27 protein-coding genes and 1 pseudogene are annotated in these 26718 nt (G+C 71.6%); 13 read left to right on the top strand and 15 right to left on the bottom strand.

Translation table 11 applies throughout. The features are described from left to right. Nucleotides 1-125 (bottom strand): transposase family protein (locus tag ACH4S9_RS46610; RefSeq protein ID WP_385347086.1); only part of this gene is annotated, 125 nt, incomplete at its 3' end. A gap of 341 nt (nucleotides 126-466) precedes the next feature. Here ACH4S9_RS46610 and ACH4S9_RS46605 point away from each other — a divergent pair. Beyond that, nucleotides 467-2491, top strand: a complete 2025-nt coding sequence (locus ACH4S9_RS46605) for a transposase (RefSeq protein ID WP_398377674.1) — start codon at nucleotides 467-469, stop codon at nucleotides 2489-2491. 82 nt (nucleotides 2492-2573) lie between these two features. Next, complete coding sequence (locus ACH4S9_RS46600) at nucleotides 2574-3593, top strand: LLM class flavin-dependent oxidoreductase (RefSeq protein ID WP_398377672.1); 1020 nt, start codon at nucleotides 2574-2576, stop codon at nucleotides 3591-3593. A 65-nt stretch (nucleotides 3594-3658) separates the two neighbouring features. Here ACH4S9_RS46600 and ACH4S9_RS46595 read toward each other — a convergent pair whose 3' ends face one another. Further along, the gene (locus ACH4S9_RS46595) at nucleotides 3659-4237 is read right to left on the bottom strand and encodes a TetR/AcrR family transcriptional regulator (RefSeq protein ID WP_311724550.1); all 579 of its coding nucleotides are present in this window, start codon (nucleotides 4235-4237) and stop codon (nucleotides 3659-3661) included. A 91-nt stretch (nucleotides 4238-4328) separates the two neighbouring features. On the opposite strand from ACH4S9_RS46595, the gene ACH4S9_RS46590 reads away from it, so the two are divergent. Then, nucleotides 4329-4775 (top strand): DUF1772 domain-containing protein, encoded by a 447-nt coding sequence (locus tag ACH4S9_RS46590; protein ID WP_352133495.1) that lies wholly within the window; start codon nucleotides 4329-4331, stop codon nucleotides 4773-4775. 49 nt (nucleotides 4776-4824) lie between these two features. On the opposite strand, the gene ACH4S9_RS46585 is transcribed toward ACH4S9_RS46590, so the two are convergent. Both ACH4S9_RS46585 and ACH4S9_RS46580 read right to left on the bottom strand, forming a co-directional pair. Next, a complete protein-coding gene (locus ACH4S9_RS46585) occupies nucleotides 4825-5244 on the bottom strand; it encodes a RidA family protein (protein ID WP_398377669.1) in 420 nt (139 codons plus the stop codon). A 99-nt stretch (nucleotides 5245-5343) separates the two neighbouring features. After that, nucleotides 5344-5862, bottom strand: coding sequence for a hypothetical protein (locus ACH4S9_RS46580; RefSeq protein ID WP_398377667.1), 519 nt, complete (start codon nucleotides 5860-5862; stop codon nucleotides 5344-5346). A gap of 147 nt (nucleotides 5863-6009) precedes the next feature. Between ACH4S9_RS46580 and ACH4S9_RS46575 the strand changes: the two genes are divergently transcribed. Further along, a complete protein-coding gene (locus ACH4S9_RS46575) occupies nucleotides 6010-6705 on the top strand; it encodes a TetR/AcrR family transcriptional regulator (RefSeq protein ID WP_398377665.1) in 696 nt (231 codons plus the stop codon). On the opposite strand, the gene ACH4S9_RS46570 is transcribed toward ACH4S9_RS46575, so the two are convergent. From ACH4S9_RS46570 to ACH4S9_RS46560, 3 genes and pseudogenes are all read right to left on the bottom strand, one after another. Then, complete coding sequence (locus ACH4S9_RS46570) at nucleotides 6702-7091, bottom strand: hypothetical protein (protein ID WP_385347019.1); 390 nt, start codon at nucleotides 7089-7091, stop codon at nucleotides 6702-6704. The genes ACH4S9_RS46575 and ACH4S9_RS46570 overlap by 4 nt on opposite strands. Before the next feature lie 43 nt (nucleotides 7092-7134). Beyond that, a complete protein-coding gene (locus tag ACH4S9_RS46565) occupies nucleotides 7135-7896 on the bottom strand; it encodes an SDR family oxidoreductase (protein ID WP_398377664.1) in 762 nt (253 codons plus the stop codon). 5 nt (nucleotides 7897-7901) lie between these two features. Beyond that, a pseudogene (locus ACH4S9_RS46560) lies at nucleotides 7902-8318 on the bottom strand (alpha/beta fold hydrolase); the annotation flags it as partial. Here ACH4S9_RS46560 and ACH4S9_RS46555 point away from each other — a divergent pair. The 5 genes from ACH4S9_RS46555 to ACH4S9_RS46535 all read left to right on the top strand — a co-directional run bounded on the left by ACH4S9_RS46555 (nucleotide 8250) and on the right by ACH4S9_RS46535 (nucleotide 12505). Beyond that, nucleotides 8250-8504, top strand: a complete 255-nt coding sequence (locus tag ACH4S9_RS46555; RefSeq protein ID WP_385347093.1) for a hypothetical protein — start codon at nucleotides 8250-8252, stop codon at nucleotides 8502-8504. The pseudogene ACH4S9_RS46560 and the gene ACH4S9_RS46555 sit on opposite strands and share 69 nt — an antisense overlap. Nucleotides 8505-8584: 80 nt before the next feature. Then, nucleotides 8585-9703: a DUF2993 domain-containing protein gene (locus ACH4S9_RS46550; protein ID WP_398377662.1), complete on the top strand. Its 1119-nt coding sequence runs from the start codon at nucleotides 8585-8587 to the stop codon at nucleotides 9701-9703. Nucleotides 9704-9858: 155 nt separating this feature from the next. Continuing rightward, a complete protein-coding gene (locus ACH4S9_RS46545; RefSeq protein WP_311724558.1) occupies nucleotides 9859-9981 on the top strand; it encodes a hypothetical protein in 123 nt (40 codons plus the stop codon). Between the two features lie 268 nt (nucleotides 9982-10249). After that, nucleotides 10250-10375, top strand: coding sequence for a hypothetical protein (locus ACH4S9_RS46540; RefSeq protein WP_311724559.1), 126 nt, complete (start codon nucleotides 10250-10252; stop codon nucleotides 10373-10375). Nucleotides 10376-10558: 183 nt separating this feature from the next. Further along, a complete protein-coding gene (locus ACH4S9_RS46535; RefSeq protein ID WP_385347029.1) occupies nucleotides 10559-12505 on the top strand; it encodes an ABC transporter ATP-binding protein in 1947 nt (648 codons plus the stop codon). Between the two features lie 64 nt (nucleotides 12506-12569). Here the strand turns inward: ACH4S9_RS46535 and ACH4S9_RS46530 are convergent, their stop codons facing one another. From ACH4S9_RS46530 to ACH4S9_RS46505, 6 genes are all read right to left on the bottom strand, one after another. Then, nucleotides 12570-13322: a response regulator transcription factor gene (locus tag ACH4S9_RS46530; RefSeq protein WP_398377659.1), complete on the bottom strand. Its 753-nt coding sequence runs from the start codon at nucleotides 13320-13322 to the stop codon at nucleotides 12570-12572. A 64-nt stretch (nucleotides 13323-13386) separates the two neighbouring features. Further along, the gene (locus ACH4S9_RS46525) at nucleotides 13387-14811 is read right to left on the bottom strand and encodes a sensor histidine kinase (RefSeq protein ID WP_398377657.1); all 1425 of its coding nucleotides are present in this window, start codon (nucleotides 14809-14811) and stop codon (nucleotides 13387-13389) included. Next, complete coding sequence (locus ACH4S9_RS46520) at nucleotides 14808-15551, bottom strand: response regulator transcription factor (protein WP_311724563.1); 744 nt, start codon at nucleotides 15549-15551, stop codon at nucleotides 14808-14810. The genes ACH4S9_RS46525 and ACH4S9_RS46520 overlap by 4 nt, the downstream gene beginning before the upstream one ends. Nucleotides 15552-15657: 106 nt before the next feature. Next, on the bottom strand, nucleotides 15658-16782 hold the full coding sequence (locus ACH4S9_RS46515; protein ID WP_398377654.1) for a S1C family serine protease: 1125 nt from the start codon (nucleotides 16780-16782) through the stop codon (nucleotides 15658-15660). Nucleotides 16783-16892: 110 nt separating this feature from the next. Beyond that, the gene (locus tag ACH4S9_RS46510) at nucleotides 16893-17915 is read right to left on the bottom strand and encodes a LacI family DNA-binding transcriptional regulator (RefSeq protein ID WP_311724565.1); all 1023 of its coding nucleotides are present in this window, start codon (nucleotides 17913-17915) and stop codon (nucleotides 16893-16895) included. Between the two features lie 24 nt (nucleotides 17916-17939). Continuing rightward, nucleotides 17940-18743 carry a response regulator transcription factor gene (locus ACH4S9_RS46505; protein ID WP_398377652.1) on the bottom strand — a complete coding sequence of 268 codons (804 nt, stop codon included), beginning with the start codon at nucleotides 18741-18743 and terminating at the stop codon, nucleotides 17940-17942. 304 nt (nucleotides 18744-19047) lie between these two features. On the opposite strand from ACH4S9_RS46505, the gene ACH4S9_RS46500 reads away from it, so the two are divergent. Further along, nucleotides 19048-20004, top strand: coding sequence for an alpha/beta hydrolase (locus ACH4S9_RS46500; RefSeq protein ID WP_398377650.1), 957 nt, complete (start codon nucleotides 19048-19050; stop codon nucleotides 20002-20004). 42 nt (nucleotides 20005-20046) lie between these two features. Here the strand turns inward: ACH4S9_RS46500 and ACH4S9_RS46495 are convergent, their stop codons facing one another. Beyond that, nucleotides 20047-21945, bottom strand: a complete 1899-nt coding sequence (locus ACH4S9_RS46495) for an ABC transporter ATP-binding protein (protein ID WP_311724645.1) — start codon at nucleotides 21943-21945, stop codon at nucleotides 20047-20049. 232 nt (nucleotides 21946-22177) lie between these two features. After that, the gene (locus ACH4S9_RS46490) at nucleotides 22178-23911 is read right to left on the bottom strand and encodes an ABC transporter ATP-binding protein (RefSeq protein ID WP_398377648.1); all 1734 of its coding nucleotides are present in this window, start codon (nucleotides 23909-23911) and stop codon (nucleotides 22178-22180) included. Between the two features lie 104 nt (nucleotides 23912-24015). On the opposite strand from ACH4S9_RS46490, the gene ACH4S9_RS46485 reads away from it, so the two are divergent. The 3 genes from ACH4S9_RS46485 to ACH4S9_RS46475 all read left to right on the top strand — a co-directional run bounded on the left by ACH4S9_RS46485 (nucleotide 24016) and on the right by ACH4S9_RS46475 (nucleotide 26492). Beyond that, nucleotides 24016-24300 (top strand): MoaD/ThiS family protein, encoded by a 285-nt coding sequence (locus ACH4S9_RS46485; protein ID WP_311724569.1) that lies wholly within the window; start codon nucleotides 24016-24018, stop codon nucleotides 24298-24300. Nucleotides 24301-24310: 10 nt separating this feature from the next. Then, the gene (locus tag ACH4S9_RS46480; RefSeq protein WP_398377646.1) at nucleotides 24311-25708 is read left to right on the top strand and encodes a hypothetical protein; all 1398 of its coding nucleotides are present in this window, start codon (nucleotides 24311-24313) and stop codon (nucleotides 25706-25708) included. Nucleotides 25709-25796: 88 nt separating this feature from the next. Then, entirely contained in the window at nucleotides 25797-26492 is a 696-nt protein-coding gene (locus ACH4S9_RS46475) for a DUF2993 domain-containing protein (RefSeq protein ID WP_385347040.1), read from the top strand. Nucleotides 26493-26718: the final 226 nt, after the last annotated feature.

The following is a 26718-nucleotide window of genomic DNA, read 5'->3' as shown; positions in this document are numbered from 1 at the left end:
AGGGCGGCGAGGTGCGGCGCGAGGTCGGCGGTGACCCGGTGCACGGTGGAGTCCGTGGTGGCGAACAGCGCGGCCAGCTGCTCCATGGTGAGGTTCGTGCGGTAGCCCAGGACGACCAGCAGCACCCGGTCACCGAAGGCAAGTGACCAGGGCCGACCGCACCCGCTGTCAGGACGGCGCCGCCACAAACGGGTGACCAGGGCATACAGCTGCGGCCCGGACAGCCCCGCCCCACGCCTTCAAATGAGCTGAACGGCAGATGGCGAGACGAAGTTCCATACAACTGACCGTAACCCGAACAGACTTCATGACGTTATGCCTGACGCTGACGCTGGTCCGGGAGAGGGGGGATGAGGTGGCGGGTCAATCATCGGCTGCTCCTGCTCCTGCTCCTGCGCCTGGGTCGGGGCGGCGGTTTCGGGGGCCGAATCGGGGTGAGGTGTGGCGGCGGGCAAAGGATGCGCCGGTGTCGGTGATCCGGCTGCCGCTGGTCGTCGGCGACGCGAGTGTCCGCCGCCGGGTCGAGCAGTTGTTTTCGGCGATGTGGCAGGTCAAACGCGCCCTGCAGCGTGACGCGCGAGACGTGGCCGGCGCCTACTGGGCCGGTGGTGTGCGGCGCGAGCGGGACGTGAAGGCCTGGCGGGCCGACCTGGGCCTGTCCCGCACCGGGCTGGAACGGCGCGCGTATCGGCATCTGGAGCGCTCACGCTGGTTGAGCGATCATGTGTCGAAGGCGTTGGTGATGCACCAGGCCGACGAGGTGTGGGCCGGCGTGGCCCGTCATCTGCACCAGGACGCCTCAGGGCGGCGGGCCGGGCGTCCCAGGACCGGGACGTGGTGGGAGTACACCCGTATCCCGGGCCGGGCCCGCTCGCACACCACCGACCGCAAGTGGGAGACCTTCCGCCTGCACGGCACCCTCGCCGGACACCTGGAGGCATTCCGGCACCCGGCGCTGCCGCCCTCTGTTACCACCCCCGCCCAGGCCTCACGGCTGGTGCCGGGCATACGGGTGCTGGCCCAGCCGCACCGCATGCCCGCCCCCGCCCGGCCCACGGGAGGCATCCCTACCGGGACTGTCGATGCCCGGGGGCGCGGTCGCAGCAGGGCGGCGTCCTGGTTCGACCACACCGGGCCGCTGACTGTCGTCTTTGCCGGTGGGCCCACCGGAGGTGGGGACATCGTCCTGCCAGTGCGGTTGCCGCAGGGCGCGGGACGCTGGCCCTATCTGCTGCACTACCTGGACGACCCGAGCCGGTGGCACAAGATCGACCTGGTGCGCAGGCGGGATCCGGCCGCCCCGGGCGGCTGGGCCTACGAGGCCCATCTGATGGTCCTCGCCCGCGGCTACGCCTCCCCCGCCACCCATACCCGGCGCCGCCAGGCCGCCGCCCTGCGGCGTGTCGGCGGGGTGGACGGCAACGTCTCCAACCTCGCCGTCGTCTCCTTCCCCGCCACGCTCGACCCCGATGACGGCGGCGTGTACTCCGACCGGATCACCCTGACCCAGCAGGAGCAACACGCCCTGGCCACAGCACGCAAGAAGGCCCGGGGACGCCAGCGCGCCCTCGACCGCTCCCGCCGCGCCACCAACCCCCGGCAGTACCGCCCCTCCCGCCGCCAACAGACCCGCGACGAACGCCGACAGGCGGCAGGCCTGCCCGCCAAGACCGTGACCGTCCCGGCCGGACCCCGGCACACCACCACGACCGGGAAACCCCGGCAGGCCTACCGCCGCGACACGCTCAGCACCGGATACCGGAATCTGCGGGCCCGCCACAGCGCCGCGGCCGCGAGCGCGGCCGAGGCATCCCACCACCGGGCGAAGAAGATCGCCGCTGCTCTGGTCGCCGCCCACGGCCCGAACCTGACCGTCGAGGACTGCGACATCCGCGCCTGGTTCCGCCTGTGGGGCCGTACCTGCTCGGCCACCACCCCCGGACGGCTGATCACCGCGCTCGCCGCCGAGTGCACGGCCACCGGCGGACGCCTCCTGCGCGCCTCGACCATCACCACCGCCCTATCCCAGCACTGCCTGTGCGGCCGACGCACACCCAAATCCCTGCGCGACCGCATCCACCACTGCGACCCGGCCGACGGCGGATGCGGGCTGCGCGGCGACCGTGACCTGGTCTCCGCCGCCCTGGCCGCCTTCACCACCCTCACCGACCCCGACGACCCCACCACCGCCCGCCTCGACCACCATCGGGCCCGGGCCGCCCAGATCCTCTTCGCCCAAGGGCTGCAAGAAGCCCTGTCCGAGTCAACCGCACCGAAGTCCGAGCCCTCGGGCCGGACCCGCGCGGCAGCCGAACCCCGCCGGAACACCCTTCCCCGGCAACAGACGGCCTCTGCTCGGCGAAACGCCGGAAAGTGCACCGTGGCAACCCCGGATGAGACCAGACCCGCACCCCAGCGGCCCAAGGCCCACGCCGGAACGACACGACCGCACACCGGCCGCCCCCGCACACACATACGGGATAAGTCTTAGACAGGTTTGTGCAACAACCGGCTGCCAGAATCGGGACGGCGTCGGTGTACGGCAGAGCACACCGCGGACGATGGAGGGCGCTGTGCCGCTGACCTCGGAGCCGTTGCGGAAGCTGGGCTTCTTGACCATCGGCCTGTTCGACGAGGCCGACCCCCGCCGGGGCCACGAGTCCACCCTCGAGATCATCGAGCTGGGCGAGCGGCTGGGGTTCGACAGCGCGTGGGTGCGCCACCGCCATCTTCAGTACGGCATCTCCTCCCCCGTCGCCGTCCTGGCCGCGGCCTCGCAGCGCACCCGCCGCATCGAGCTGGGCACGGCCGTCATCCCCCTGGGCTGGGAGAACCCGCTCCGTCTCGCCGAGGACCTGGCGACGGTCGACCTCCTGTCCGGGGGCCGCCTCAACCCCGGGGTCAGCGTCGGTCCGCCGATGCGCTACGACGAGGTCAAGGGCGCCCTGTATCCCGACACCGCCGACAGCGAGGACTTCAGCTTCGAGCGCGTACGGCGGCTGCTGGGCTTCGTGCGCGGCGAACCGGCCACCGGCTTCAGCGGCGTGGAGGGCTTCGAAGCCTTCTCCGACCGTGTCCAGCCGCACTCCCCCGGCCTCGGCCGTCGCCTGTGGTACGGCGGTGGGAGCCTGCGGTCGGCGAAGTGGGCCGGTGAGCACGGAATGAACTTCCTGACCAGCAGCGTCGTCAAGGCGGAGGAGTCCGAGGACTTCGCCGAGATCCAGCTGTCGCACATCCGGGCCTTCCGCGCCCACCACCCCGACGGCGACCGCGCCCGCGTGTCCCAGGGGCTCGTCGTCATCCCAACGGACACCGCCTCGCCGGAGCAGCGGGCGAAGTACGAGGCGTACGCCCGGAAGCGGACGCCTCGCACCGCCTCGCCGCAGGGGCCGGCGCGGATGATGTTCGCGCCCGATCTGGTCGGGACCTCGGCCGAAATCGCCGAACGGCTCTACGCGCACGCCGGGTTCCGGGAGGTCGACGAGGTGGCGTTCGCGCTGCCGTTCACCTTCGAGCACGACGACTACGTGCAGATCCTCACCGACATCGCCACCCGGCTGGGCCCGGCGCTGGGCTGGCGGGGGGCCGTCTAGGGCACGTATCGGGTCGTGATCAATGAGCATCGCAGCCCCGGCCGCGTGCCCGCCGGGACGGTGCGTCAGAGCATGGCGAGCCGGTCCACCAGCAGCTCCGTCCTCCACTCGGTGTCCTCCGGCGGCAGCCGTCCCGTCCGGGTCAGGGTCGCCAGCCCGTGCAGGGCCGCCCAGAACGTCTCGGTGAACAGCCCCGGGTGGACGCCGTCCCCGGCGACCTCGTCGAGGGTCTCCAGCAGGGCGGCGAAGGCGTCCTTGAGAGGTTCCGGGGTGTCCTCCTGTGCGTACGCCAGGCCGCCGTCGAGCTGGAATATGGCGTCGTAGACCGCCGGGTTGCGTTCGGCGAAGTCGAGGTAGGCGCGGGCGAGGGCGGTGACCCGGGCGCGCGGGCCGTCCGCGGCGGCGGTCGCGGCCCGCACTACGGCGGCCAATTCGGCGGCGCCTTCGAGGGCGACGGCGCCGATGATCTCCCGTTTGCCGCGGAAGTGGCTGTAGAGGACGGGCTGGCTGTATTCGATGCGCTCGGCGAGCCGACGGGTGGTGACCGCGTCCCAGCCCTGCTGCTCGGCGAGTTCGCGGGCCGTCGCCACGATGAGGCGCTCGCGCTCCACCCGTTCGCGCTGCTTGCGTTCCTGTACCGACATGATTCGATCCTAGCACCGCTAGACAAGCAAGCTGCGATAGTACTAGCGTTGCCACATCAGCTATCAACGCTAGATACCAGGAGGGGTCGTCATGCTCGACGCGCTTGAGGTCTTCACCACCGTGGTCGTCGGAGTGATGGTGGGGGTGGAGTTCTCCGTCGCCTTCGTCATGAACCGGATCTTCAACGCACTCCCCGAGGACAGTGGCCAACTCGGCCGCGCCCACGGGGGCCGGATGCTCGGCGCCGTGATGCCGTTCTGGTACATCGGCTCGCTCGTCCTCGTCGCGGTCTGGGCCGTCGCCGGATGGCACCACCACGGCGCCGGCCTCGTCGTCACCGCCGGCGCGCTGCTGATCCTCAGCGTGATCATGTCGATCCTGCTGCTCGTCCCGATCAACAACCAGGGCAAGACGTGGACCCCCGAGAACCGGCCCGAGGACTGGAAGGAGCAGATGAACCGCTGGGACCGCTACCACTACGTCCGCGTCGCCGTGATCATCGCCGCCTTCGCCCTGCTGGTCGCCGCCCTCACCTGAGCCCTGAGCCCTGAGCCCGCGGACCGACACCGCGCCGGTGGCGCACCGTTCACTCTCCCACTGTCGGCTCGGCCACGAGCGCGAAGGCCTCGACCTCCAGGACCAGTTCGGGGCGGAACAGGGCCGCGACCTGGACGGCGGAGCTGGCGGGCGGGTGCGCCATGTCGACGAAGGTGTCGCGTACGGTCCGGATCGCGGGCAGGTAGGCCACGTCGGTGACGTAGTAGGTGAGCTTGATGACGTCGTCGAAGGTGGCGCCCGCCGCCGCCAGGCAGCGGCGCAGGTTCTCGAAGACCTGCTGGGCCTGCGCCGCGGGGTCGCCCGCGCCGACGAGCTCGCCCTGCGCGTCGAACGCCACCTGCCCGGACACCGCGACCAGGCGGCCGGAGCCCATGACGACGTTGGTGTAGCCCGTCCCGGGGGCGACGCCCTCCGGAGCCGGTATATGCGTGAGCCGCTTCTTGTTCATGGCGGCATCCTCACCCCTGAAAGCCCGCCCCACCATCGCTTTTCGCGCGGCGGGGGCGGGCACCGGGGTGGGATCACGGGGTGGGGTCACGGGGTGGGGTCAGACGAGGGCGAGGGTGGCGAGGGCGAGGCCGCTGGCGCCGAAGACGATGACGTGGCGGGCGTTCTGGAGGACCCAGACCCACCGGGGGAAGCCGGACTCCGCGGCCTTCAGCAAAGCAGCGACGTCGATGCGGGCCAGCTCCGGGTCGCCCTTGCGGGCGAAGGTGGCCTGGACCGAGGCGGTGGCGGTCAGGTTGCTGTAGAGGATCACGCAGTTGATGGCCAGGACCAGGCCCAGGACGATCCAGCTGAGCATCCCGGCCCAGGAGTCGCCGATGAGGTTCAGCACCGCGGCGGCGGCCAGGACCGCGGCGATGGACACCGGGGCCCAGGTCTCGTGGCCGCCGGCGTCGAAGCGCATCCCGTTCTCCTCCAGCACGGTGGTGCGCACGCCCTGACGGTTCAGCTCGGCCTTGGCGGCGGAGGTGGCGATCGCCCCGAAGCGGGACCGGACGACCGGGATGCTGACGAAGGCGCCGGCGACGGACAGCTGCATGGTGGCGATGAAGACGTTCATGACCGGTTCCCCCTCGGAACGGTGCGCCGGTCTCAGCGCTGGAGTTCTTGAACTAAGTGCAAGTGCAGATTAGCCAGGGATTTGAACTAAGTGCAAGAAGGTTCCTGAACTTTGTGCAAGAGACCGGGGCCGCCCTATCGTGGGCCCATGCCACGCAACACGCTCACCCGCGATCAGATCGTCCGCACCGCCGTCGAACTGCTCGATGAGGAAGGCCTCGAGGGCCTGAACATGCGCAGCCTCGGCAAGCGCCTGGACAGCGCGGCCACCGCGGTCTACTGGCATGTCAAGAACAAGGACGATCTCGTCCTGCTGGCCGGAGACCTGGTCTGGCACGAGATCGAGCTGCCGGAACCGGACGCGGCCGACTGGCGCTCCGCGGCCGTGTCACTCGCCGTGGATCTGCACGCCATGTTCGAGCGCCATCCGTGGCTGGTGCAGGCATTCGGCTCGTACCTCTTCCACGGCCCGGGCAAGGCACGGTACGACGACCACTGCCTCGCCCTGTACGAGCGGGCCGGCTTCGCCCCCGGCGACGCCGACCAGGTCGCCGCGGCTGTCTTCACCTACGTACTCGGCAACGCGCTCGGCGGAGCGGCCATGGTCTCCCTCAACCGGCGCCTGACCCGGGACGGCCAGGACGCGCAGGAGCTCATCGGGGCCACCATGGCCAAGGCGGCGGAGGTCGCCCAGGAATTCCCCCGCCTTCGCGCGCGTCTGGCGGAGCCGTATGCCGCCGACTACGCCGCCGCCCCCGAGCAGACCCTCGAACGCGGCCTTCGCGCCCTCCTCGCCGGACTCGAAGCCCAACTCCCGGCCCCCGGCAGCGCCGGCGGCAGCTAGGGGGTGTCCGCCCCACCATCGCTTTGGGCGCGGCGGGCGCGCAGCGCCTCGGGGAAGAGGGTCCAGCCGTCGATCTCCTGTCCCGACTTCGCGCCGGGCTGCCAGCCCTGGGCGAGGGCCGCGTCGAGGAAGGCGCGGACCACGCCCGGCTCGTGGAGGTTCAGCCAGCCGCGGTCGGGGTCGCCGACCGTGCTCGTGGGGCCGATGGCCGGGGGCTGGTGGAAGGCGAGCACCAGGCGGCCACTGCTTCCTTCTTGGCGGAGGGACAGGGTTTCCCGGCAGGTCGAGATGTCCGGCCGCTTGCCGCCCTCGTGGAGGTGGCGCACCGACCACAGATAGGTGTCGGCGCCGACGACGAGCCGACGGGTGGGGCTGGAACGGGCCATGGACGACACGCTACTCGCCCCGCCCGTTCAGGCCCTCAGGCCCTCAGGCCCTCTGCACCTGGAACGCCGCGAAGCTCTGGGCGACGGGCATCAGCTCGATGGTGTTGATGTTGACGTGCGCCGGCTGCGAGGTCGCCCAGTGCACCGACTCGGCGATGTCGTCGGCACCGAGCGGCCGCATCCCTGCGTAGACGGCGTCGGCCTTCTCCTGGTCGCCCTGGAACCGCACGGTGGAGAACTCGGTTCCGCCGCACATCCCGGGTTCGACACAGGTGACGCGGACGCCGGTGCCGTGCAGGTCGCTGCGCAGGTTGAGACTGAACTGGTGCACGAACGCCTTGGTGGCGCCGTAGACGTTGCCGCCCGGGTAGGGGTAGGTACCGGCGACCGAGCCGAGCTTGATCACATGGCCCCGGCCGCGTGCGACCATGCCCGGCAGGGCTGCTCGGGTGCAGTGGAGCAGCCCTTTGCAGTTGGTGTCGAGCATCTGCTGCCAGTCGTCGACATCGGCCTCGTGGGCCGGTTCGAGACCTTTGGCGAGGCCGGCGTTGTTGACCAGGATGTCGATGTCCGCGAAATCCCCCGGCAGGGCGTGGATCGCGCGCTCGACCGCTTGCTGGTCGCGCACGTCGAGTTCCAGGGGAAGGACATGGGAGCCGAGCTCCGCGGCGAGTTCCCCGAGTCGTTCGGCCCGGCGGGCGGAGGCGATGACACGGGCGCCGTCCGCCGCGAACCGCCGTACGATCGCGGCGCCGAAACCGCTGCTGGCGCCCGTGACCCAAACCGTGGTCGGTGGTGTGCTCACAGCGATCACCGTGCCGAGGTGGCGGTGGCGGTGGCGGGCAGCGCGTCGAGGAAGCGTCCCAGCGCCGCGTTGAACTCGTCGCGACGCTCCAGGTTCGGCATGTGCGCCGCCCCGTCGATGATCGCCAGGGTGGAGTCGGGGACGCGTTCGTGGATGAGGCGGGCGTCGCCGACGGGGGTGAACTCGTCGTCGCTGCCGACCACGACCAGGGTCGGCACCGCGATGTCCCGCAGCGTGTCGGTGTAGTCCCGCCGCTCGGCCCGGCCGCGCAGCGCGGCCGCGGCGCCCTCCGGAGAGGTGCCGGACATCATGGCCAGGACGTGCTCGGCGACCGCGGGCAGTGCCTGGATGTTGTGCGGTGCCACCATCTTGGACAGCACCTCGTCGGCGTAGCCGCCCATGCCCTCCCGCAGCAGGCGTTCGTCGCCGCGGCCGCCCGGCGGGGCATCTCGGTCACACCGGCCGGGGCGTTCGCCGTCGGGCCGGGCCACGCGCCCAACGCCGTACGGCTCGCCCTCTCCTCGCCGCCCCCGGACACCCTCTCCCACGCGCTCGGCGTGCTGGCGGAGTTGGCGCACGGCACGCCCGACGACGCGGGCCCGGACTGACGCCGGAGGCTCCGTGCTGTTCGCCACGAACCTCCGGCAGAGCTTGCGTTCAAGCCGGGCGGGCGTGTTGGGATGGAGTGATGCGATCCCCCGTGCGCATGTTCTCCCCCCTGTCCCGCCCATCCCCCCAAAGCGACCACCCGGACCCGGAGCGAAAGGTTCCCCGGGGGTTCGCCCGCGTACCGCGCACCAGAAAGGTGGTCATCGGGCTTCTGCTGGGCGCCGCGCTGCTGGTGCTGGTGGACCGCTGTGCCGTGCTGTACGCCGAGCAGCGGGCGGAGCAGACGCTCCAGCGGAAGCTCGGGCTGGCGGCGGCGCCCGAGGTGAACATCCACGGGTTCCCGTTCCTCACCCAGGTGCTGGGCAAGCGCCTGGACGGGGTGGACGTCACCCTCCGCGACGTACCGGCCGACCAGGTGTCGCTCGCCAAGATACGGGCCGAGGCCACGGACATCCGCCTGTTCGGGGACCTGCCGCTGCCCGTCGACGGGGCCAGGGCGGCCCAGGTCGACGGGGACGTACTGCTCTCCTTCGACGACCTGGAGCGCGACATAGGCGCCTCGCACGTGCGGTTCAGCGCGCTGGACGGCAACTCGGTACGGGCGGCCGGCGAACTGCCCGTGGCCGGATGGCAGGTGCGCATCCACGCCCTGGCGCACCTCCGGCGGGACGGCGACCGCGGGGTCGCCACCAGCGTCAGCGGCATGTGGCTCGACGTCCCCGGCATCGCCACCTACCGGCCCGGACGGCCCGCCCGGCTGCGGCTGCACTCGGAGGCGGCGGAACGGATCAGCCGCGACAGGACGAAGGCGCGGGCGCTGCTCGCCGTGCCGTCGGTGGCGCGGCAGCTCGGCGTCGCGCCCGAGGCCACCCGCCTGGCGCTGCGGGACGACAAGGCGCTGAGCCGGATCATGGAACGGCCGGGGTTCACGGACAGGCTGATGCGGGCCAACCTCGTGGACCTGGTCTCGGACCACCCCGAGGCGCTGGAGGGGGCGGGCGTCGACCCAGTGGCGGCCCGGGCCCTGATGCGGCTGCCGGTTCGGGAGCTGTCGGAGCGGGTCGCGTTCTCCTTCCACCTCCCCAAGCAGGCCAAGGGCCTGCGGCTGCGGAACATCACCGTCGAACGCGAGGGCATCCGGGCCGACCTGACGGGCTCCGGGCTGGCCGTGGGCACCGCCCGCCGGGCGGACGGCTGACCCTCGATGAGGATTCTCAAACAGCACATGAAGGAAGCTCATTGTTTCCTTAACCAGGTCTCATCGCATTTGGCTTTCCGTTGCCGAATTCCTCGGTAGTGTCTTTCTTGCCGCGCCGGACAGGTGCGGCAGAGGAACACGGAAAAGGAATTGAAATGAGCTTCAAGAAGGTCGCCCCGCTGCCCAAGCCCAAGCACTCGCGCAAGCCGCTCCCGAAGCCGCTGCCGAAGCCGAAGAAGGGCCCGAAGAAGCCCCCGCGCCGTCCGATCGAGGGCTGAGCACAGGCAGGGCCGATCTGAACCCAGGTCGGGACAGGTCACGGAAGGGGCCGGTGGCACACGCCACCGGCCCCTTCGACGTGCGCGTACACGCGTGGACGCAGCTGCCCCGCCCGCGGTTCCAGGAATCGTCTGAGAATTCGTTCATGCGGGTCTTGGCAAACACACAGGCTCCTCCGATCCCACTCACGGAAACCCCTCCTAATGTTTTCCGTGTCGAAGCCGAACGGCGAGACACCGAAAAAGAAGAACCCGAAAGGAAATCACCATGAGCATCCGCAAGGTCGTTCCCGTCAAGCCCGCCCGCAAGCCCGAGGACAAGAAGCACCAGCCCGCGAAGCCGGCGCCCAAGAAGCACAAGAAGCACCAGCACCGGCGCCCGATCGGTGGCTGACCCACATACCGGAGGCGGGCCCGCGGCACTGTGCCACGGGCCCGCCTCGGCCATGTCCGGCCCCGGCACGGCCACCGACTCGGAAGCCGACCGACGCCAGGAGCGGGAGAGACAGTGACCTCGACAGTGCCCCCAGTACGGCCCCCAGCACAACCCTCAGTACAACCGCCGGACCAGCCGACGATGCGGCTGCGGGCGGCCGGAGCCGAGCCCGCCCCCGGGCGCGGCCGCCACCGGCGCTCCGGACGGCCCCGCCCGTACGGCCGCCACGCCGAGCCGTACGCCTACGAGGGCGGCGCGGGCGAGGAGGAGCCGACGGAGCAGACCACCCCCCAGCTGCCCGCGCGCCAGGCCTTCCGCCGCTTCTGGCCGCTGACCAGCGGCGACCGCCGCTGGCTGGTGCTGATCTGCGCCTGCGTGGTCGCCGCCGCGCTCGCCGAGACGGCCGCGATCCTGCTGTTCTCCGACCTGACCGACCACGCCCTCCAGGAGGGCTCGCTCAGCGCCTTCTGGTCCCCCGCCGGGCAGTGGTTCGCCGTGGCGGTCATCGGCGCGGCGGTCGGATACACCGGCAACTCGCTCGCGGTGTGGACCGCGGAGCGCTTCGTGCTGCGCCTGCGCGCCCGCGTCTTCGGCCATGTCCAGGACCTGCCGCCGCACTTCTTCCAGCGCCACCGCCAGGGCGATCTGGTCGAGCGCCTCACCGGGGACGTCGAGGCCATCGAGCAGATGGTGGTCTCCGGCGTCGTGGGCACCGTGTCCGCCCTGTTCAGCACGGTCTTCTTCGCCACCGCCGCCTTCTGGCTGCGCTGGGATCTGGCGCTGGCCACCTTGGTGCTGGCGCCGCTGTTCTGGCTGGCGGCCCGGCGCTTCTCCGGGCGGATCAAGACCGTGGCGCGCGAGGAGCGCGTCGCCGACGGCGCGATCACCTCGGTCGTCGAGGAGTCGCTGGGCAACATCGTGCTGACCCAGGCCTACAACCGGAAGGCCGCCGAGGAGAAGCGGCTGCGCCGGGAGGCGCGCGCCTGGATGCGCGCGTCGGTGGCCGGGGCGCGGATGAGCGAGCTGTACGAGCAGCTGGTCGAGGTCATCGAGACGCTGTGCGTCCTCGCCGTCATCGGGCTCGGCGCCTGGGAGATCTCCCAGGGCCGGATGACCATCGGACAGCTGCTGGCCTTCGCCGCCTTCCTCGGCTACCTCTACCCGCCGATCCGCAACCTCGGGCAGCTCGGCCTCACCCTCACCGCCGCCACCGCGGGCGCCGAGCGGCTGCTGGACATCCTCGACGCCGAGCCCGCCGTGGCCGACCCGCCGCCGGGAGCGGCCGTCGCACCCTGGCGGGTGCACGGCACGGTGGAGTTCGCCGGGGTCGGCTTCCGCTACCCGGGCGCCGGGAAGCGCACCCTGGCCGCGGTCTCGCTCACGGCCCGGCCGGGGGAGTTCGTGCTGATCACCGGCGCGAGCGGGGCGGGCAAGTCGACCGTCTCGAAGCTGTTGCTGCGCTTCTACGACCCCGCCGAGGGCTCCGTGCGCCTGGACGGGGTGCCGCTGCACACCATGCCGCTCGCCTTCCTGCGCGAGAACGTCACGCTCCTGCCGCAGCAGACGCTCATCCTGCACGACACCATCCGCGAGAACATCGCCTGCGGCCGGCCGGGGGCCACGGACCACGAGATCGTCCAGGCGGCCCGCGACGCGGCGGCCCACGACTTCATCACCGCCCTGCCCGAGGGCTACGACACCCGTATCGACCCGCACACCGCCCGGCTGTCCGGGGGCCAGCTCCAGCGCGTGGCGATCGCCCGCGCGATGCTGCGGGACGCGCCCGTCCTGGTCCTGGACGAGCCCACCACCGGGCTCGACGCGCTGGCAGCGCGGCGGGTGGTCAGGCCGCTGAGGCGGCTGATGTCCGGCCGTACGACGATCATGATCACGCACGATCTGAACCTGGCCCCGGACGCCGACCGCATCCTCGTCCTCGACCACGGGCGGGTGGTGGAGACGGGTACGCACCGGGAGCTGCTGGCCCTGGGCGGGGCGTACGCGCGGCTGCACGGCTCGCAGAACGGCACGGGACTCGCGGAACCCACGGACACAGGGCAGTTCCCCGCCCCGCTCGCGGGGAGCTGACGCCCCGCCGAACGCCGGGCGGGCTGGATGAGAACCATCCAGCCCGCCCGGCGTTCGGCGTTCGCTACTCCCCCACCAGGGCGCGCAGCACATAGCCGACCCCCCGCACCGTGTGCAGCAGCCGCGGCTCGCCGCCCGCCTCCGTCTTGCGCCGCAGGTACATCACATACACGTCCAGGGTGTTGGAGGTCGGCTCGAAGTCGAACCCCCACACATCGCGCAGGATCACCGCCCGGGTGAGCACCTGGCGGGGGCGGGTGAGGAACAGCTTCAGCAGCGCGTACTCGGTCTTGGTGAGCTCCAGCAGCCGCCCGGCCCGGGTGACCTGGCGGGTGCCCGGGTCCAGCATCACGTCCTCGAAGGACAGCCGCGCGGGCGGCTGCGGCGCGGCACCGGCCGCCGGTACGAGGGCAGAGGCGAGGGCGGGGGCCGGGGCGGGGCGGTGGGCGCCGCGGCGCAGCAGGGCGCGCACCCGGGCCAGGAGCTCCTCGCCCGCGAAGGGCTTCGTCAGATAGTCGTCGGCGCCGTTGTCGAGGCCGACGATCCGGTCGCCGATCGAGTCCCGCGCGGTGACCATCATGATCGGCACGGTGTCGCCGGCGGCCCGGATGCGGCGGGCGACCGTCAGCCCGTCCAGGCCGGGCATCATCACATCGAGCAGCACCAGGTCGGGCGGTCCCTGTTCGAGACGGTCCAGGGCTTCCAGGCCGTCCTGGGCTGTGTCGACCGCGTACCCCTCGGTTCTCAGGGTTCTGCCGAGCGTGTCCCGCACCGCGGGATCGTCGTCCACGACCAGAATCCGGGCTGTCTCATGCATGGGCTCCAACCTCGCGCCCGAGCCTGTGCGCACGCTGAGTCAGGCGTGTACGGCGGCTGAGAGGTCAGGGCCCCGAAGGCTCCAGTCCCTCCGGCGGCTCCGTGGGCGCGCCCGGGAGCCGGATCCAGGCCACCGTCCCTCCGCCCGGCGCGGGCTGGAGCCCCACCTGGCCGCCGGACTGCTGCACGGTGCGGGCCACGATGGACAGGCCGAGGCCGGAGCCGGGCAGGGCGCGGGCGGACGGCGAGCGCCAGAACCGTTCGAAGACATGCGGCAGTTCGTCGGCGGGGATGCCGGGGCCATGGTCGCGAACGGTGAAGTCGCCGTCTTTGAGCACGATGTCGATCACACCACCCGAAGGGCTGAACTTCACCGCGTTGTCGAGCAGATTGACCAGTGCCCGCTCCAGCGCCGCCGCCTCTCCCCGTACGTACCAGGGCGCCAGCGAGGCGTTGATGGTGAGGTCGGCGCCGCGCAACCGCGCCCGCTCCAGCGCGGCCCCCGCCACCTCGTGCAACCCGACCACCTGGAGCGGTCCGGCGCCGGGCAGGGCGTCCGGGCGGGACAGCTCCTGGAGGTCGCCGATGAGCGCGGCCAGCTCGGTCATCTGCGCCTTGACGCTGGCCATCAGCGCCTTGCGGTCGTCGGGCGGCAGCGGACGGCCGGTCTCCTCGCTGCGCGCGAGCAGCTCGATGTTGGTGCGCAGCGAGGTGAGCGGCGTACGCAGCTCGTGGCCGGCGTCGGCGATCAGCTGCTGCTGCCGTTCGCGGGAGGAGGCGAGGGCGGCGGTCATGGAGTTGAAGGAGCGGGACAGCCGGGCGATCTCGTCGTCTCCCTCGGCGGGGATGCGTACGGCCAGGTCCTCCGTGCGGGCCACATGCTCGACCGCCTCGGTCAGCCGGTCCACGGGCTTGAGCCCGGTCCTGGCGATCCACAGGCCGGCGGCCCCGGCCCCGACGACACCGGCGCCCGCGACCAGGAGCATGACCAGCGCCAGGGTGTTGAGGGGACCGGTCACCTCGTCGAGGGGACGGGAGACGGACACGGTCAGCACGCCGGGGCCGCCGTCCACCCGGACCGGCATCTGCCTCGTGTAGACGCGGACGGCGTCGCCGGATGTGGTCGTGCCGTTGCGCATGACCTCCCGCAGCCGGCCGGCCGCGACGGCGATGTCCTTGTCCGTCACCTTCACCGCCGTCGAGCCGATGACGCACCGCTCGCCGTCCTGACTGACGAACTGCACCCCGGCGGCGCCGGGCCCCAGGTGGTCGCTGGTCTGCGGCTGAGACGAACAAGACAGGCCGACCAGTCGCTGGATGCGGTCCGGGGACACGCTGTCGCGCAGCTTCTGGTCCAGCGCGCCGGTCAGCTCCTGACGGGTGAGGAACCAGCACGCGAAGGCCGCCACCGCGACCGCCACCGCCACCGCCACCGCGGTCAGCAGCGCCAGCCGCGAGCGGAGCGGAAGCCTGCGGAAGCGGTTCGTCACGGTGTGCCGCCCCCGGCCGCGCGCAGCACATAGCCGACGCCGCGCACGGTGTGCACGAGCCGCGGCTCACCGCCCGCCTCGGTCTTGCGGCGCAGATACATCACATACACGTCCAGCGAGTTGGACGACGGTTCGAAGTCGAAGCCCCAGACGGCCTTGAGTATCTGTTCGCGGGTGAGGACCTGGCGCGGATGGGCCAGGAACATCTCGAGCAGCGTGAACTCGGTGCGGGTCAGCTCGACCCGGCGCCCGCCCCTGGTCACCTCGCGCGTGGCGAGGTTCATCCGCAGATCGGCGAAGGTCAGCTCGTTGTCGCCGGTCTCCGGGACGGCCCCCGCGGCCGCGGCGTACGAGCTGCGGCGCAGCAGGGCGCGGATCCGGGCCAGCAGCTCGTCCAGCTCGAACGGCTTGACGAGGTAGTCGTCGGCGCCCGCGTCGAGCCCGGTAACCCGGTCGCCGACCGTGTCGCGCGCGGTGAGCATCAGGATGGGCACGGTCACCTGGGTGGCGCGCAGCCGCCGGGCGGCGGTCAGCCCGTCCATACGGGGCATCAGCACATCGAGCACGATCAGCTCGGGGTCGTACGCGCCGACCTTCTCCAGCGCGTCGAGCCCGTCCAGGGCCGTCTCGGTCACATAGCCCTCGAAGGCGAGGCTGCGCTGAAGGGCTTCGCGGACGGCCGGCTCGTCGTCGACGATCAGGATGCGGGCGGGCTGGTCGCCGTGCTCGGCGGGGCTCATGGAACGGGTTCCTCACTCGGAGTCGACGGAACGCGGCAGCGGTAGGGCGGAGCGGTGGGTGGATCCGCTGCCTTCAGCCTCGCACGGGCGGACGGGCGCGGGCCGGTCAGCTGTTGCTGGTGCCGCCGCCGCTGCCGCCGCTGCGCAGGTTGTCGAGGTCGGCCTTGACGGTGTTGATGGGGATGGAGAAGCCCAGGCCGATGCTGCCCGCGCTGCTGGAGCCCTGGTCGGCGGCGGAGGAGTACATGGCGGAGTTGATCCCGATGATCTGGCCCTTCATGTTGATGAGCGCGCCGCCTGAGTTGCCGGGGTTGAGCGAGGCGTCCGTCTGGATGGCCTTGTAGGTGGTGGTCGAGGAGCCGACGTCGCCGTTGTACTGGCCGCCCCCGAACTCGAACGGCCACTGCCCGCGACCGTTGCCGCCCGGCCCCTGCCCCTGCCCCTGCCCCTGGCTCTCGTCCGTCGAGACGGTCACATCGCGGTCGAGCGCGGAGACGATGCCGCTGGTGACGGTGCCGGTCAGCCCCTCGGGCGAGCCGATGGCCACGACCTGGTCGCCGACCTGGACGGCGCTGGAGTCGCCGAGCGTGGCGGGCTTGAGTCCGCTCGCGCCCGAGACCTTGATCAGGGCCAGGTCCTTGCCGCTGTCCGTGCCGACCACCGTCGCGCTCTTCTTGCTGCCGTCGCTGAAGGTGACCTTGATGGTGTCGGCACCGGCGACGACGTGGTTGTTGGTGATGATCTCGCCGCCGCTGGTGATGACCACGCCGGAGCCGGTGGACTGACCGCTGTTGGACGTGGCGCTGATCTCCACGATGCTCGGGCTGACCGCCGTCGCGACGGCGGTGACCCCGCCGACCTTGCTGGACGTGGCGTTGACGACGGTGGTCGTGGTGGAGCTGTCCGACTTCTGGGCCGCGTTCGTGACCAGCGCCGCCGCCCCGCCGCCCACGAGCGCCGAGACCGCCGCCACCGCCGCGATCAGCAGGGCGGACCTGGGGACGCGCCGCTTGCGGCGACCGCCGCTCCCGCCGGTGCTCCCGCCGCCGCTCCCGTCAGCGCTCCCGGGCCACACGGTGATCCCCGAGGGGGTGGTGACGGGTTGCTGGGGCGCGTGCGGGGGCGGCGTGGGGTAGCCACCGGACCAGGCGCCGTACGAGTGCCCGCCGTAGGGGGGCTGCGGGTGCTGCGGGGGCTCGTGATCGCCGCTGCGGGGCGTGTTCTCCGTCATGCCTATGACTGTGCTCAGCGAGTATGAGAACTTTCTGAGTGCCCGCTGAGAAGCCCGACAGAAGTCGGTATGCCCGAGATAAAGACGGCCCGGGCCGGATCGCGCGGAGGTTACGCGCAGCCGCAGGACCGCCGTACCACCAGCGCCGACGGGAACTGCCGCACCCGCTCCCGCCGCGAGGACGCGGGCCGTACCGCGTCGTCGAGCACCATGTCGACGGCCGCACGCGCCATCGCGGGCCGGTCGGAGGCGACCGTCGTCAGCGGCGGATCGGTGAGCCCCGCCTCCTTCACATCGTCGAAGCCGGCGACCGCCAGCTCTCCGGGCACCTCGATGCGCAGTTCGCGCGCCGCCCGCAGGACGCCGATCGCCTGGTCGTCCGTCGCGCAGAAGATGGCCGGCGGCCGGTCGGGTCCTGACAGCAGCCCCAGGGCGACCTTGTAGGCGTCGTACCGGTTGTACGGGGCCTGGAAGAGCCGTCCCTCCGTGGACCGCCCGGCTTCCAGCATCGCCCGGCGCCAGCCCTCGACGTGGTCGGTGACCGGGTCGCCGACGGTCGGGGTGATCTCGATGCCGCCGATGCACGCCACGTACTCGTATCCGTGCTCCAGCAGATGCCGCACGGCCAGCTGCGCGCCGCCGATGTCGTCCAGCACCACCGCCACGTCGTCGATCGCCTCGGGGCGCTCGTGCAGCAGCACCACGCGGGCGTCCCACGCCTCGATCTCGGCGGCGGCGTTCTCGCTCAGGCCCTGGCTGATGAGGATCAGCCCGGACACCCGCATGCCCAGGAAGGCGCGCAGATAGTGCACCTCGCGCTCGTCGAGGTAGTCGGAGTTGCCGACCAGCACCATCTTTCCGCGCTCGGAGGCGGCCTGCTCGACGGCGTGCGCCATCTCGCCGAAGAACGGCTGGCGCGCGTCCGGGACGATCAGTCCTATGAGGTCCGTCCGCCGGCTGGCCATCGCCTGCGCGACCCGGTCCGGCCGGTAGCCGAGCTCCTTGATCGCTGCGAGTACCCGCTCGCGCGTGGCCGGGGCGACCGGCCTTGGTCCGTTATTGATGACGTAACTGACGACCGCGGTGGAAGTCCCCGCCAGCCTTGCCACATCATCCCGCGTCACCTTGGCCACGCGCGGCAGTCTACGCGGGTCCAGCTATGTGTTGGCCGAGCGTGCGGCACCGGCTTTCACGTTCTCCGCGAGCGGCGCCCCGTCGGCCGGAGCCTCCTCGCGCGCCGCCCTCGCGGTGTCCGCCCTCCGCTTCGCCTCTTCGGTGCCGCGGTCGCCCTTCTCCGGGGCGACGAACCGGTAGCCCACGTTCCGCACGGTGCCGATCAAGGACTCGTGCTCCGGGCCGAGTTTGGCCCGCAGCCGCCGTACGTGCACATCGACCGTGCGGGTGCCGCCGAAGTAGTCGTAGCCCCAGACCTCCTGGAGCAGCTGCGCCCGGGTGAAGACCCGGCCGGGGTGCTGCGCCAGGTACTTGAGGAGCTCGAACTCCTTGAATGTGAGATCCAGCACACGGCCCTTGAGCTTCGCGCTGTACGTGGCCTCGTCGACCGACAGGTCGCCGTTGCGGATCTCCATCGGGCTGTCGTCCGTGGTGATCTGCTGGCGGCCCATCGCCAGCCGCAGCCGGGCCTCGACCTCGGCCGGGCCCGCGGTGTCGAGCAGCACATCGTCGATGCCCCAGTCCGCGGTGACGGCGGCGAGGCCGCCCTCGGTCACCACGAGGATCAGCGGACAGCCGGGCCCGGTGGAGCGCAGCAGCTGGCACAGGCTGCGCACCTGGGGCAGATCGCGCCGGCCGTCGATCAGGATCACATCGGCGCCGGGGGTATCGACCAGAGCCGGGCCCTCGGCCGGAGCCACCCGCACGCTGTGCAGCAGGAGTCCCAGCGCGGGGAGCACCTCGGTGGAGGGCTGTAGCGCGTTGGTCAGCAGCAGGAGGGAGCTCATCGGTCATCACCCGCCCTGGCCGTCGTCTTGCGGTCGGACACGCTTCGCTCGCCCATTACGTCGGTTCCTCCTCGGTCCCTGCGAGAGGGGGCACCTCCCAGGCCCGAGCCTGGGGGAGTATGCGGCTACTGCTTCGTACCTGACTGGCTCGTACTGCACTTCTTGCGGCTCGGCACTACGTCGTGTCGGCTGCGGCTCCGCGCCCTGGAGCGCGTGTGCGCTCAAACGCGCAGAACGCGCTTGAAAGCACAAAAGGACCCGGGGGCTGCTTTGCCCGGATCCTCTTCCCAGAAGAATAACCCACATGACACGTGGGCTTAAGGCTGCATCCGCGCCGTCTTCTGTTTCCTTGATCACCGACCGGGGGCGCCGGACCAGGCAAGAGGCCTGGCAGCGGGCCGTGCTGCTGACGGACGACGGGGTGCCGATCGAGGCCGCGTATGAGCCGTTCGGGCCCCTCGCCGCGCCCCCTGCCGAGCCCCCTGCCGGGCCGTCCCCATCCGCTCCGGCCGCGGGCGTGAGCGGCCCGGCGATCGTGGTCGCGCACGGCTTCACGGGCGCCCTGGAGCGCCCCGCGCTGCGGCGCGCCGCGGCGGCGCTGGGCGGGCACGCGGCCGTGGTGACCTTCTCTTTCCGAGGCCACGGCCGGTCCGGCGGGCGCTCCACGGTCGGCGACCGGGAGGTCCTGGACCTGGCCGCCGCGGTGCGGTGGGCGCGCCGGCTCGGACACCGGCGGGTCGCCACGGTCGGGTTCTCGATGGGCGGCTCGGTGGTGCTGCGGCACGCGGCGCTGTACGGGGCAGGCACCGAGGAAGGGGCGGGCACGGGGGCACTCGAAGCGAAAGGGGGCGCGAGGGAGCGCGAAGGGGCGCACACGGACGCCGCAGTGGCGGTGAGCGCACCTGCCCGCTGGTACTACCGGGGAACCGCCCCGATGCGCCGGGTGCACTGGGCGATCACCCGGCCGGCCGGGCGGCTGGTCTCCCGCTACGGGCTGCGCACCCGCATCGACGCCCGCGGCTGGGACCCCGAACCGCTCCCGCCGGTCGCCGCCGCCCCGCTGATCGCGCCCACGCCCCTGCTGATCGTCCACGGCGACCGGGACCCGTACTTCCCGCTGGACCACCCGCGGTCGCTGGCGGAGGCGGCGGATCCGTCATCCACAGAGCTGTGGATCGAGCCGGGCTTCGGCCACGCGGAGAACGCGGCCGACGCCGAGCTGCTCGACCGGATCGCCGCCTGGGCGACAAGCCGCGTCTGACCCCCGGGCCGGCTCGCTCCACCTCAGCCGGCCCGGCCCGGCTCACTCCGCCTCGGCCAGCGGCTCCGCGAACTGCGCCTCGTACAGCCGCGCATACGCTCCGCCCGCCTCCCGCAGCGACTCGTGCGTGCCCTGCTCCACGATCCGCCCGGCCTCCATCACGAGGATCACGTCCGCGTCGCGGATCGTCGACAGCCGGTGGGCGATCACAAAGCTGGTGCGGCCGGTCCGCAGGGAGGCCATCGCGTGCTGGATGAGCACCTCCGTACGGGTGTCGACCGAGCTCGTCGCCTCGTCCAGGACCAGGATCGCCGGCTCCGCCAGGAACGCCCGGGCGATGGTGATCAGCTGCTTCTCGCCGACGCTGATGTTGGAGCCCTCGTCGTCGATCACCGTGTCGTAGCCGTCCGGCAGGGTCCGTACGAAGCGGTCGACATGCGTGGCCCTGGCCGCCTCGACGATCTTGTCGAACGACGCGCCCTCCGCCCCGTACGCGATGTTGTCCGCGATCGTCCCGCCGAAGAGCCAGGTGTCCTGGAGCACCATGCCGATGTTGGAGCGCAGCTCCTCCCGGCTCATGGCGGCGATGTCCACCCCGTCCAGCGTGATCCGCCCGCCGCTGACCTCGTAGAACCGCATCAGCAGATTGACCAGGGTGGTCTTGCCCGCGCCGGTCGGGCCGACGATGGCCACCGTCTGGCCCGGCCGCACCGCCAGCGACAGCTCCTCGATCAGCGGCCTGTCGGGCTCGTAGCGGAAGGAGACGTCCTCGAACTCGACCCGGCCGCGCACCTGCTCCGGCCGCGCCGACGGCGACGCGTCCGCCTCCTGCTCCGGCGCGTCCAGCAGCTCGAAGACCCGCTCGGCGGACGCGACACCCGACTGCACCAGGTTGGCCATGGAGGCGACCTGGGTGAGCGGCTGGCTGAACTGGCGCGAGTACTGGACGAAGGCCTGGACGTCGCCGATCGACAGCGCCCCGCTCGCCACCCGCAACCCGCCGACCACGGCGACCAGCACATAGTTGAGGTTGCCGATGAACATCATCGCGGGCTGGATGATCCCGGAGATGAACTGGGCGCGGAAGCCCGCCTCGTACAGCTTCTCGTTCTGCGCCCGGAAGAGCTCGGCGGACTCCTTCTGGCGGCCGAAGACCTTCACCAGCGAGTGGCCGGTGTACATCTCCTCGATATGGGCGTTGAGCTTGCCGGTGGTCTTCCACTGCGCCACGAACTGCGGCTGCGCCCGCTTGCCCACCTTCGTGGCGACCACCACCGAGACCGGCACGGTCACCAGCGCGACCAGCGCAAGCAGCGGCGAGATCCAGAACATCATGGCCAGCACGCCCACGATGGTCAGCAGCGAGGCCATGAGCTGGCTGAGGGTCTGCTGAAGCGTCTGCTGGATGTTGTCGATGTCGTTGGTGGCCCGCGACAGCACCTCGCCGCGCGGCTGCTTGTCGAAGTACGACAGCGGCAGCCGGGCCAGCTTCCGCTCGACGTCCTCGCGCATCCGGAAGACCGCGCGCTGCACCACGACCGTGGCGACGCGCGCCTGGAAGAGATTGAACAGCGAGGAGATGACGTAAATCGCGGTCACCCACATCAGCACGGTCCCGACCGCGCCGAAGTCGATGCCCTGGCCGGGGACCACGTCCATGGACGCGACCATGTCGGCCACCGTGTCCTGGCCCTGCCGCCGCAGCCCCTCGACCGCCTCCGCCTTCGTCACGTCGGCGGGCAGCTGCCGCCCGATGATGCCCGCGAAGATCAGGTCCGTGGCCTGGCCGAGGATCTTCGGGCCGAGCACCGACAGCGCGATGCTGACCGTGCACAGCGCGAGCACCACCATCGACAGGCCGCGCTCGGGCTGAAGGGTCGCCAGCAGACGGCGGCTGGAACCCTTGAAGTCCATGCTGCGCTCGGCCGGCTGGCCGCCCATGAAACGCGCGGGGCCGGCCGCCGGCGCGGGGCCTCTTCGGGGCGCCGCCGCAGCGCTGGGCGCCGGGGTGCTGGGCTCCGGGGTACTGGACGCCGGAGCGCTCTTCTCGCTCATGCCCCTCCCACCCGCTCAGTCTCGGCGCGCTCCCACGCGCGGGCTTCCCTCGTCACTGCTCGCTCCTCCGTCGCTGCGCGGCTCCTCAGTCCAGCCCGCACAGCGCGCCAAGACACGCTCACGCGGCCTCCTGCTCGGTGAGCTGGGAGAGCACGATCTCCCGGTAGGTCTGGTTGTTCTCCATCAGCTCGGTGTGCGTGCCCGTGCCGACGACCCGCCCCTCGTCGAGGACCACGATCCGGTCCGCGCCCCGGATGGTGGACACCCGCTGGGCGACGATGATCACCGTCGCGTCCTCCGTCTCATCCGCGAGCGCGGCCCGCAGCCGCGCGTCCGTGGCGTAGTCCAGGGCCGAGAAGGAGTCGTCGAAGAGATAGACGGACGGCTTGCGGACCAGCGCGCGGGCGATCGCCAGCCGCTGCCGCTGACCGCCGGACACATTGCCGCCGCCCTGGGCGATGGGGGCCTCGAGACCGCCCTCCAGGCGCTCGACGAAGTCGCGGGCCTGGGCGGTCTCCAGGGCCTGCCACAGCTCGTCGTCGGTCGCGTCCGGCTTTCCGTACCGCAGGTTTGAAGCGACGGTGCCGGAGAAGAGGTACGGCTTCTGCGGCACCAGGCCGATGGCCTCGGCCATCAGGACCGGGTCCATGTCGCGCACGTCCACCCCGTCCAGGTGCACGCTGCCGTCGGTCGCGTCGAAGAGGCGGGGCACCAGACCCAGCAGGGTGGACTTGCCGCTTCCGGTGGAGCCGATGACGGCCGTGGTCTGGCCGGGCCGGGCGACGAGCGAGACCTCGCGCAGCACGGGCTCCTCGGCGCCCGGGTAGCGGAACTCCACGCCGCGCAGCTCCAGCAGACCCCGGCGCTCCAGGGGCGGGACGGGCTTGAGGGGCAGGGCGACGCTGGTCTCGGTCTCCAGCACCTCCTGGATGCGCTCGGCGCACACCTCGGCGCGGGGCACCATCATGAACATGAAGGTGGCCATCATCACGGCCATCAGAATCTGCATCAGATAGCTGAGGAACGCGGTCAGCGCGCCGATCTGCATGTCCTCGCTGTCGATGCGGTGCCCGCCGAACCAGACGACGGCGACGCTGGAGAGGTTCACCACCATCATCACGGCCGGGAACATCAGCGACATCAGCCGGCCGGCCCGCATCGAAACATCCAGCAACTCGGTGTTGGCCTCGGTGAAACGATCCCGCTCGTGCTCGTCGCGGACGAAGGCGCGGATGACGCGGATGCCGGTGATCTGCTCGCGCAGCACCCGGTTGACCGTGTCGATGCGCTCCTGGACGCCCCGGAACAGCGGGCGCATCTGCCGGACGATCAGCGAGACGATGATGCCCAGGGTCGGGACGATGAGCAGCAGCAGCCCGGAGAGCGGCACGTCCTGGTTGAGCGCCATGACGATGCCGCCCACACACATGATCGGCGCCGAGACCATCAGGGTGAACGACATCAGGGCCAGCATCTGGACCTGCTGCACGTCGTTGGTGGTGCGGGTGATGAGCGAGGGCGCGCCGAAGTGGCCCATCTCACGGGCGGAGAAGGACTGCACGCGGTCGAAGACGGCGGCGCGCACATCGCGGCCGAGCGCCATCGCCGTCCGGGCGCCGTAGTAGACGGCGCCGATGGAGCAGACGATCTGCACCAGCGTGACGGCGATCATCACACCGCCGATCTGAAGGATGTAACCGGTGTCACCCTTCACGACACCGTCGTCGATGATGTCGGCGTTGAGCGTCGGCAGGTAGAGCGTCGCCAGCGTCTGCACAAGTTGCAGCGCGACGATCAGAGCGATCGATCGGGTGTAGGGCCTCAGGTACGCCCGTATAAGTCGGACCAGCACACCGAAACCCTAAGCGAGCGCCCCGGAGCGCACCCGGGGATTTACCGGTCTGCCGCCCGACCCCGTCATCATGGGGGGCGGCAGATGACGGGAGAGGGATCGCGATGGCGATGAAGAACACGGCGGGGCCGCCGGCCGGCACCATCCGGTACTGGGCCGCGGCCAAGGCGGCCGCCGGCACCGCCGAGGAGCCGTACGCCGCGGCCACGCTCGCCGACGCCCTGGACGCCGCCCGGCAGCGGCACACCGCGCGACCGGAGTTCGCGCGGGTGCTGGGGCGGTGCTCGTTCCTGGTCGACGGCGACCCCGTCGGCACCCGTGATCACAAGACGGTCCAACTGGCCGAGGGCGGCACGGTCGAGGTGCTCCCGCCGTTCGCAGGAGGGTGACCCCGACGTCATGAGCAACCAGCCGCAGCATTCCGGCAGTAATCCGTACGACCCCTATGGGCCGAACGGGTCGGCCGAGACGCCGTACCAGGGCTACGGAGATTACGAGGGATACGCAGGACAGGCGGAGCAGGACGCGTACGGGTCCTACGCTCCCCAGGGCCAGTACGACCAGCAGGGCCAGTACGACCAGCGGGGCCAGCAGCCCGGCGCCTGGCAGGGGTACGACGGGTCCGCGTACGACGGGCAGCAGGCGTACCAGCAGCAGCCGCAGCAGCAGGCGTACCCGGGGCAGGGATACCAGCAGCAGGCGTACCAGCAGCAGGCGTACCAGCAGCAGGGGCACCCGGAACAGAGCCACCCTCAGCAGTGGCACCACCAAGGCGGCCAGGCCGCCTACCAGAACCAGGTCCAGGGCCAGCAGGGTTACCAAGGGCAGGCGTACCAGGGCCAGCAGGCGTACCAGGGGCACCAGGAGCCGTACGCCGCCGCCTCCGACGCCACCATGCAGTTCTCGGCCGCCACCCGCCCCGCCGAGCCCCGGGCCGCCGCCGCGCCACCGCGCTCGGCTCCGGCCGAGCCCGCCGAGGCCATCGCCCCCGCCGCGGCCCCCGAGACCCCCGAGACCCCCGCCAAGCCGCTCACCGCCGCCGAGCAGGCCCGCGCCGAGGGCCGCCCGATGATCCTCTCCCCGGGGCTGACCCCCGCCGCCCTGACCGCCGTGCTCGCCGCGCTCCTCGCGGCCACCGCGCCGCTGGCCCGGCCCGCCGTCGCCGTCGTCGTGGCGCTGCTCCAGGCGGTCACCGCGGCGGGCTGGTTCCGGCTCAACGGGATGTGGCCCGCCCGGCAGGGCATCGCGCTGGCCTTCGCGGGCGGCCTGGCCGCGGACATCGGCCTGCTGGCCACCGAGCGCTCACACGCCCCGACGGTGCTCATGGGCACGCTCGGCGTCTGGCTGCTGCTGGTGCTGATCCTCCAACTGCGCAGCCACGCCTCGCCCGACGAGCGGCTGTACGGCCTGACGGCGGCCGTCGCCTCGACCGCGGTGACCGTGATCGCCGCCGGGCATCTGGCCGCGGTCGCCGAGTCCTCGGACGCCGTCGTGGTGGGGGCGGCCGCCGTCGCGGTGGCGGCGCTGGTGCGCGCCCTGCCGCTGCCGGGCGCCGTCTCCGCGGTCCTGGCGCTGATGGCGTCCGCGGGCGCGGGCCTGGCGGCCGCCCAGCTGACCGGCACCGGCACCGCCGGCGCCGTGGGGCTGGGCCTGGCGGCGGGGGTGTGCGCGCTGATCGGGCTGCGGGTGGCCAGCTACGACTACCCCTCCCGCTTCGTGCACATGACCGCGGGCGTCGCCCTTCCCCTCGCCGCCGCGGCCCCCGCGGTCTATGTGATCGGGCGCGCGCTGGTGTGATCCGGGCCCTAGGGGGTGCCCGCACCGCTGCGGTTAGGCTCGCAGCCTCAGGCGACGGCCTGAGCCAGAGCCTGGGGGACCCAACGCAATGCGCGCACTGCGAATCACACTGATCGTCTTCGTCGTACTCGGCGTTCTGTTCGTCGCCGCCGACCGCCTGGCGCTTTATATGGCGGAGTCCGAGGCAGCCGACAAGATCAAGAGCAGTCAGGGGCTGACCAGCACCCCCGATGTCTCGATCAACGGCTTCCCGTTCCTGACCCAGGTCGCCGGCAAGGAGCTGGACGAGGTCGAGATCGGCGTGGACGGGCTGACCACGGACGCGGGGGGCGGCCGTACGGTGCGCGTCACCAAGCTCGACGCCACGCTGCACAACGTCCGGATCTCCAGCAGCTTCTCCTCCGCCACCGCCGACAGCGCCACCGGGTCCGCGCACATCAGCTACGCGGACCTGTCCACGGCCGCGGGCCAGGGCATCACGGTCGGCTACGCCGGGGCGGACGAGTCGGGGCGCGGCCGCGTCAAGATCACCGGGCAGCTGATGGGCCTGAGCCTCAGCACGTACTCCACGGTCACCATCGTCAACGGCGACACGATCAAGCTGCACGCCGAGTCCGTCCCCGGCAGCAAGATCCCGCAGTGGGAGCAGAAGGTGCGGCAGCGCACCGACATGGAGCGCAAGATCGACGGTCTGCCGGCGGGCATGAAGCTGGACAAGGTGGAGACGGACGAGGAGGGCATAAACGTGTCGGTCGTGGGTAAGAACGTCGAGCTGGCGGGCTGATCATCCGGGGCCGCAGCGCCCCCGCAGCCGCCCAGTACCCACCCCCATCCGTACCCCACCCGCCCCCGCGTTCCACGGTCGTCCATTCCATGAGACGGTCTCGTCCGCGATGGCGGACATTCCTGGGCGCCCGACGCCCCGCGGACCGCTCCGCGACGCGCCGGGCGCCCTTCTCGTTTCACATCGCGGACAATCCCGTCTCATCATCCGACACGGCGGTGACATG

This window comes from Streptomyces sp. NPDC021225 (assembly GCF_044332865.1).
GTDB lineage: Bacteria > Actinomycetota > Actinomycetes > Streptomycetales > Streptomycetaceae > Streptomyces.
This window is presented reverse-complemented; position numbering and strand designations above follow the sequence as displayed.

What these genes read in the sequence shown, in the direction of transcription:
- ACH4S9_RS46535 (WP_385347029.1), top strand. Translation starts at nt 10,559, where the DNA reads ATGCGGCTGCGGGCGGCCGGAGCCGAGCCCGCCCCCGGGCGCGGCCGC.
- ACH4S9_RS46575 (WP_398377665.1), top strand. Translation starts at nt 6,010, where the DNA reads ATGCCACGCAACACGCTCACCCGCGATCAGATCGTCCGCACCGCCGTC.
- ACH4S9_RS46505 (WP_398377652.1), bottom strand. Translation starts at nt 18,743, where the DNA reads ATGAGCTCCCTCCTGCTGCTGACCAACGCGCTACAGCCCTCCACCGAG.
- ACH4S9_RS46520 (WP_311724563.1), bottom strand. Translation starts at nt 15,551, where the DNA reads ATGAGCCCCGCCGAGCACGGCGACCAGCCCGCCCGCATCCTGATCGTC.
- ACH4S9_RS46530 (WP_398377659.1), bottom strand. Translation starts at nt 13,322, where the DNA reads ATGCATGAGACAGCCCGGATTCTGGTCGTGGACGACGATCCCGCGGTG.
- ACH4S9_RS46475 (WP_385347040.1), top strand. Translation starts at nt 25,797, where the DNA reads ATGCGCGCACTGCGAATCACACTGATCGTCTTCGTCGTACTCGGCGTT.
- ACH4S9_RS46550 (WP_398377662.1), top strand. Translation starts at nt 8,585, where the DNA reads ATGCGATCCCCCGTGCGCATGTTCTCCCCCCTGTCCCGCCCATCCCCC.
- ACH4S9_RS46595 (WP_311724550.1), bottom strand. Translation starts at nt 4,237, where the DNA reads ATGTCGGTACAGGAACGCAAGCAGCGCGAACGGGTGGAGCGCGAGCGC.
- ACH4S9_RS46570 (WP_385347019.1), bottom strand. Translation starts at nt 7,091, where the DNA reads ATGGCCCGTTCCAGCCCCACCCGTCGGCTCGTCGTCGGCGCCGACACC.
- ACH4S9_RS46480 (WP_398377646.1), top strand. Translation starts at nt 24,311, where the DNA reads ATGAGCAACCAGCCGCAGCATTCCGGCAGTAATCCGTACGACCCCTAT.
- ACH4S9_RS46500 (WP_398377650.1), top strand. Translation starts at nt 19,048, where the DNA reads ATGACACGTGGGCTTAAGGCTGCATCCGCGCCGTCTTCTGTTTCCTTG.
- ACH4S9_RS46545 (WP_311724558.1), top strand. Translation starts at nt 9,859, where the DNA reads ATGAGCTTCAAGAAGGTCGCCCCGCTGCCCAAGCCCAAGCACTCGCGC.
- ACH4S9_RS46540 (WP_311724559.1), top strand. Translation starts at nt 10,250, where the DNA reads ATGAGCATCCGCAAGGTCGTTCCCGTCAAGCCCGCCCGCAAGCCCGAG.
- ACH4S9_RS46590 (WP_352133495.1), top strand. Translation starts at nt 4,329, where the DNA reads ATGCTCGACGCGCTTGAGGTCTTCACCACCGTGGTCGTCGGAGTGATG.
- ACH4S9_RS46485 (WP_311724569.1), top strand. Translation starts at nt 24,016, where the DNA reads ATGGCGATGAAGAACACGGCGGGGCCGCCGGCCGGCACCATCCGGTAC.
- ACH4S9_RS46495 (WP_311724645.1), bottom strand. Translation starts at nt 21,945, where the DNA reads ATGGGCGGCCAGCCGGCCGAGCGCAGCATGGACTTCAAGGGTTCCAGC.
- ACH4S9_RS46515 (WP_398377654.1), bottom strand. Translation starts at nt 16,782, where the DNA reads ATGACGGAGAACACGCCCCGCAGCGGCGATCACGAGCCCCCGCAGCAC.
- ACH4S9_RS46580 (WP_398377667.1), bottom strand. Translation starts at nt 5,862, where the DNA reads ATGAACGTCTTCATCGCCACCATGCAGCTGTCCGTCGCCGGCGCCTTC.
- ACH4S9_RS46585 (WP_398377669.1), bottom strand. Translation starts at nt 5,244, where the DNA reads ATGAACAAGAAGCGGCTCACGCATATACCGGCTCCGGAGGGCGTCGCC.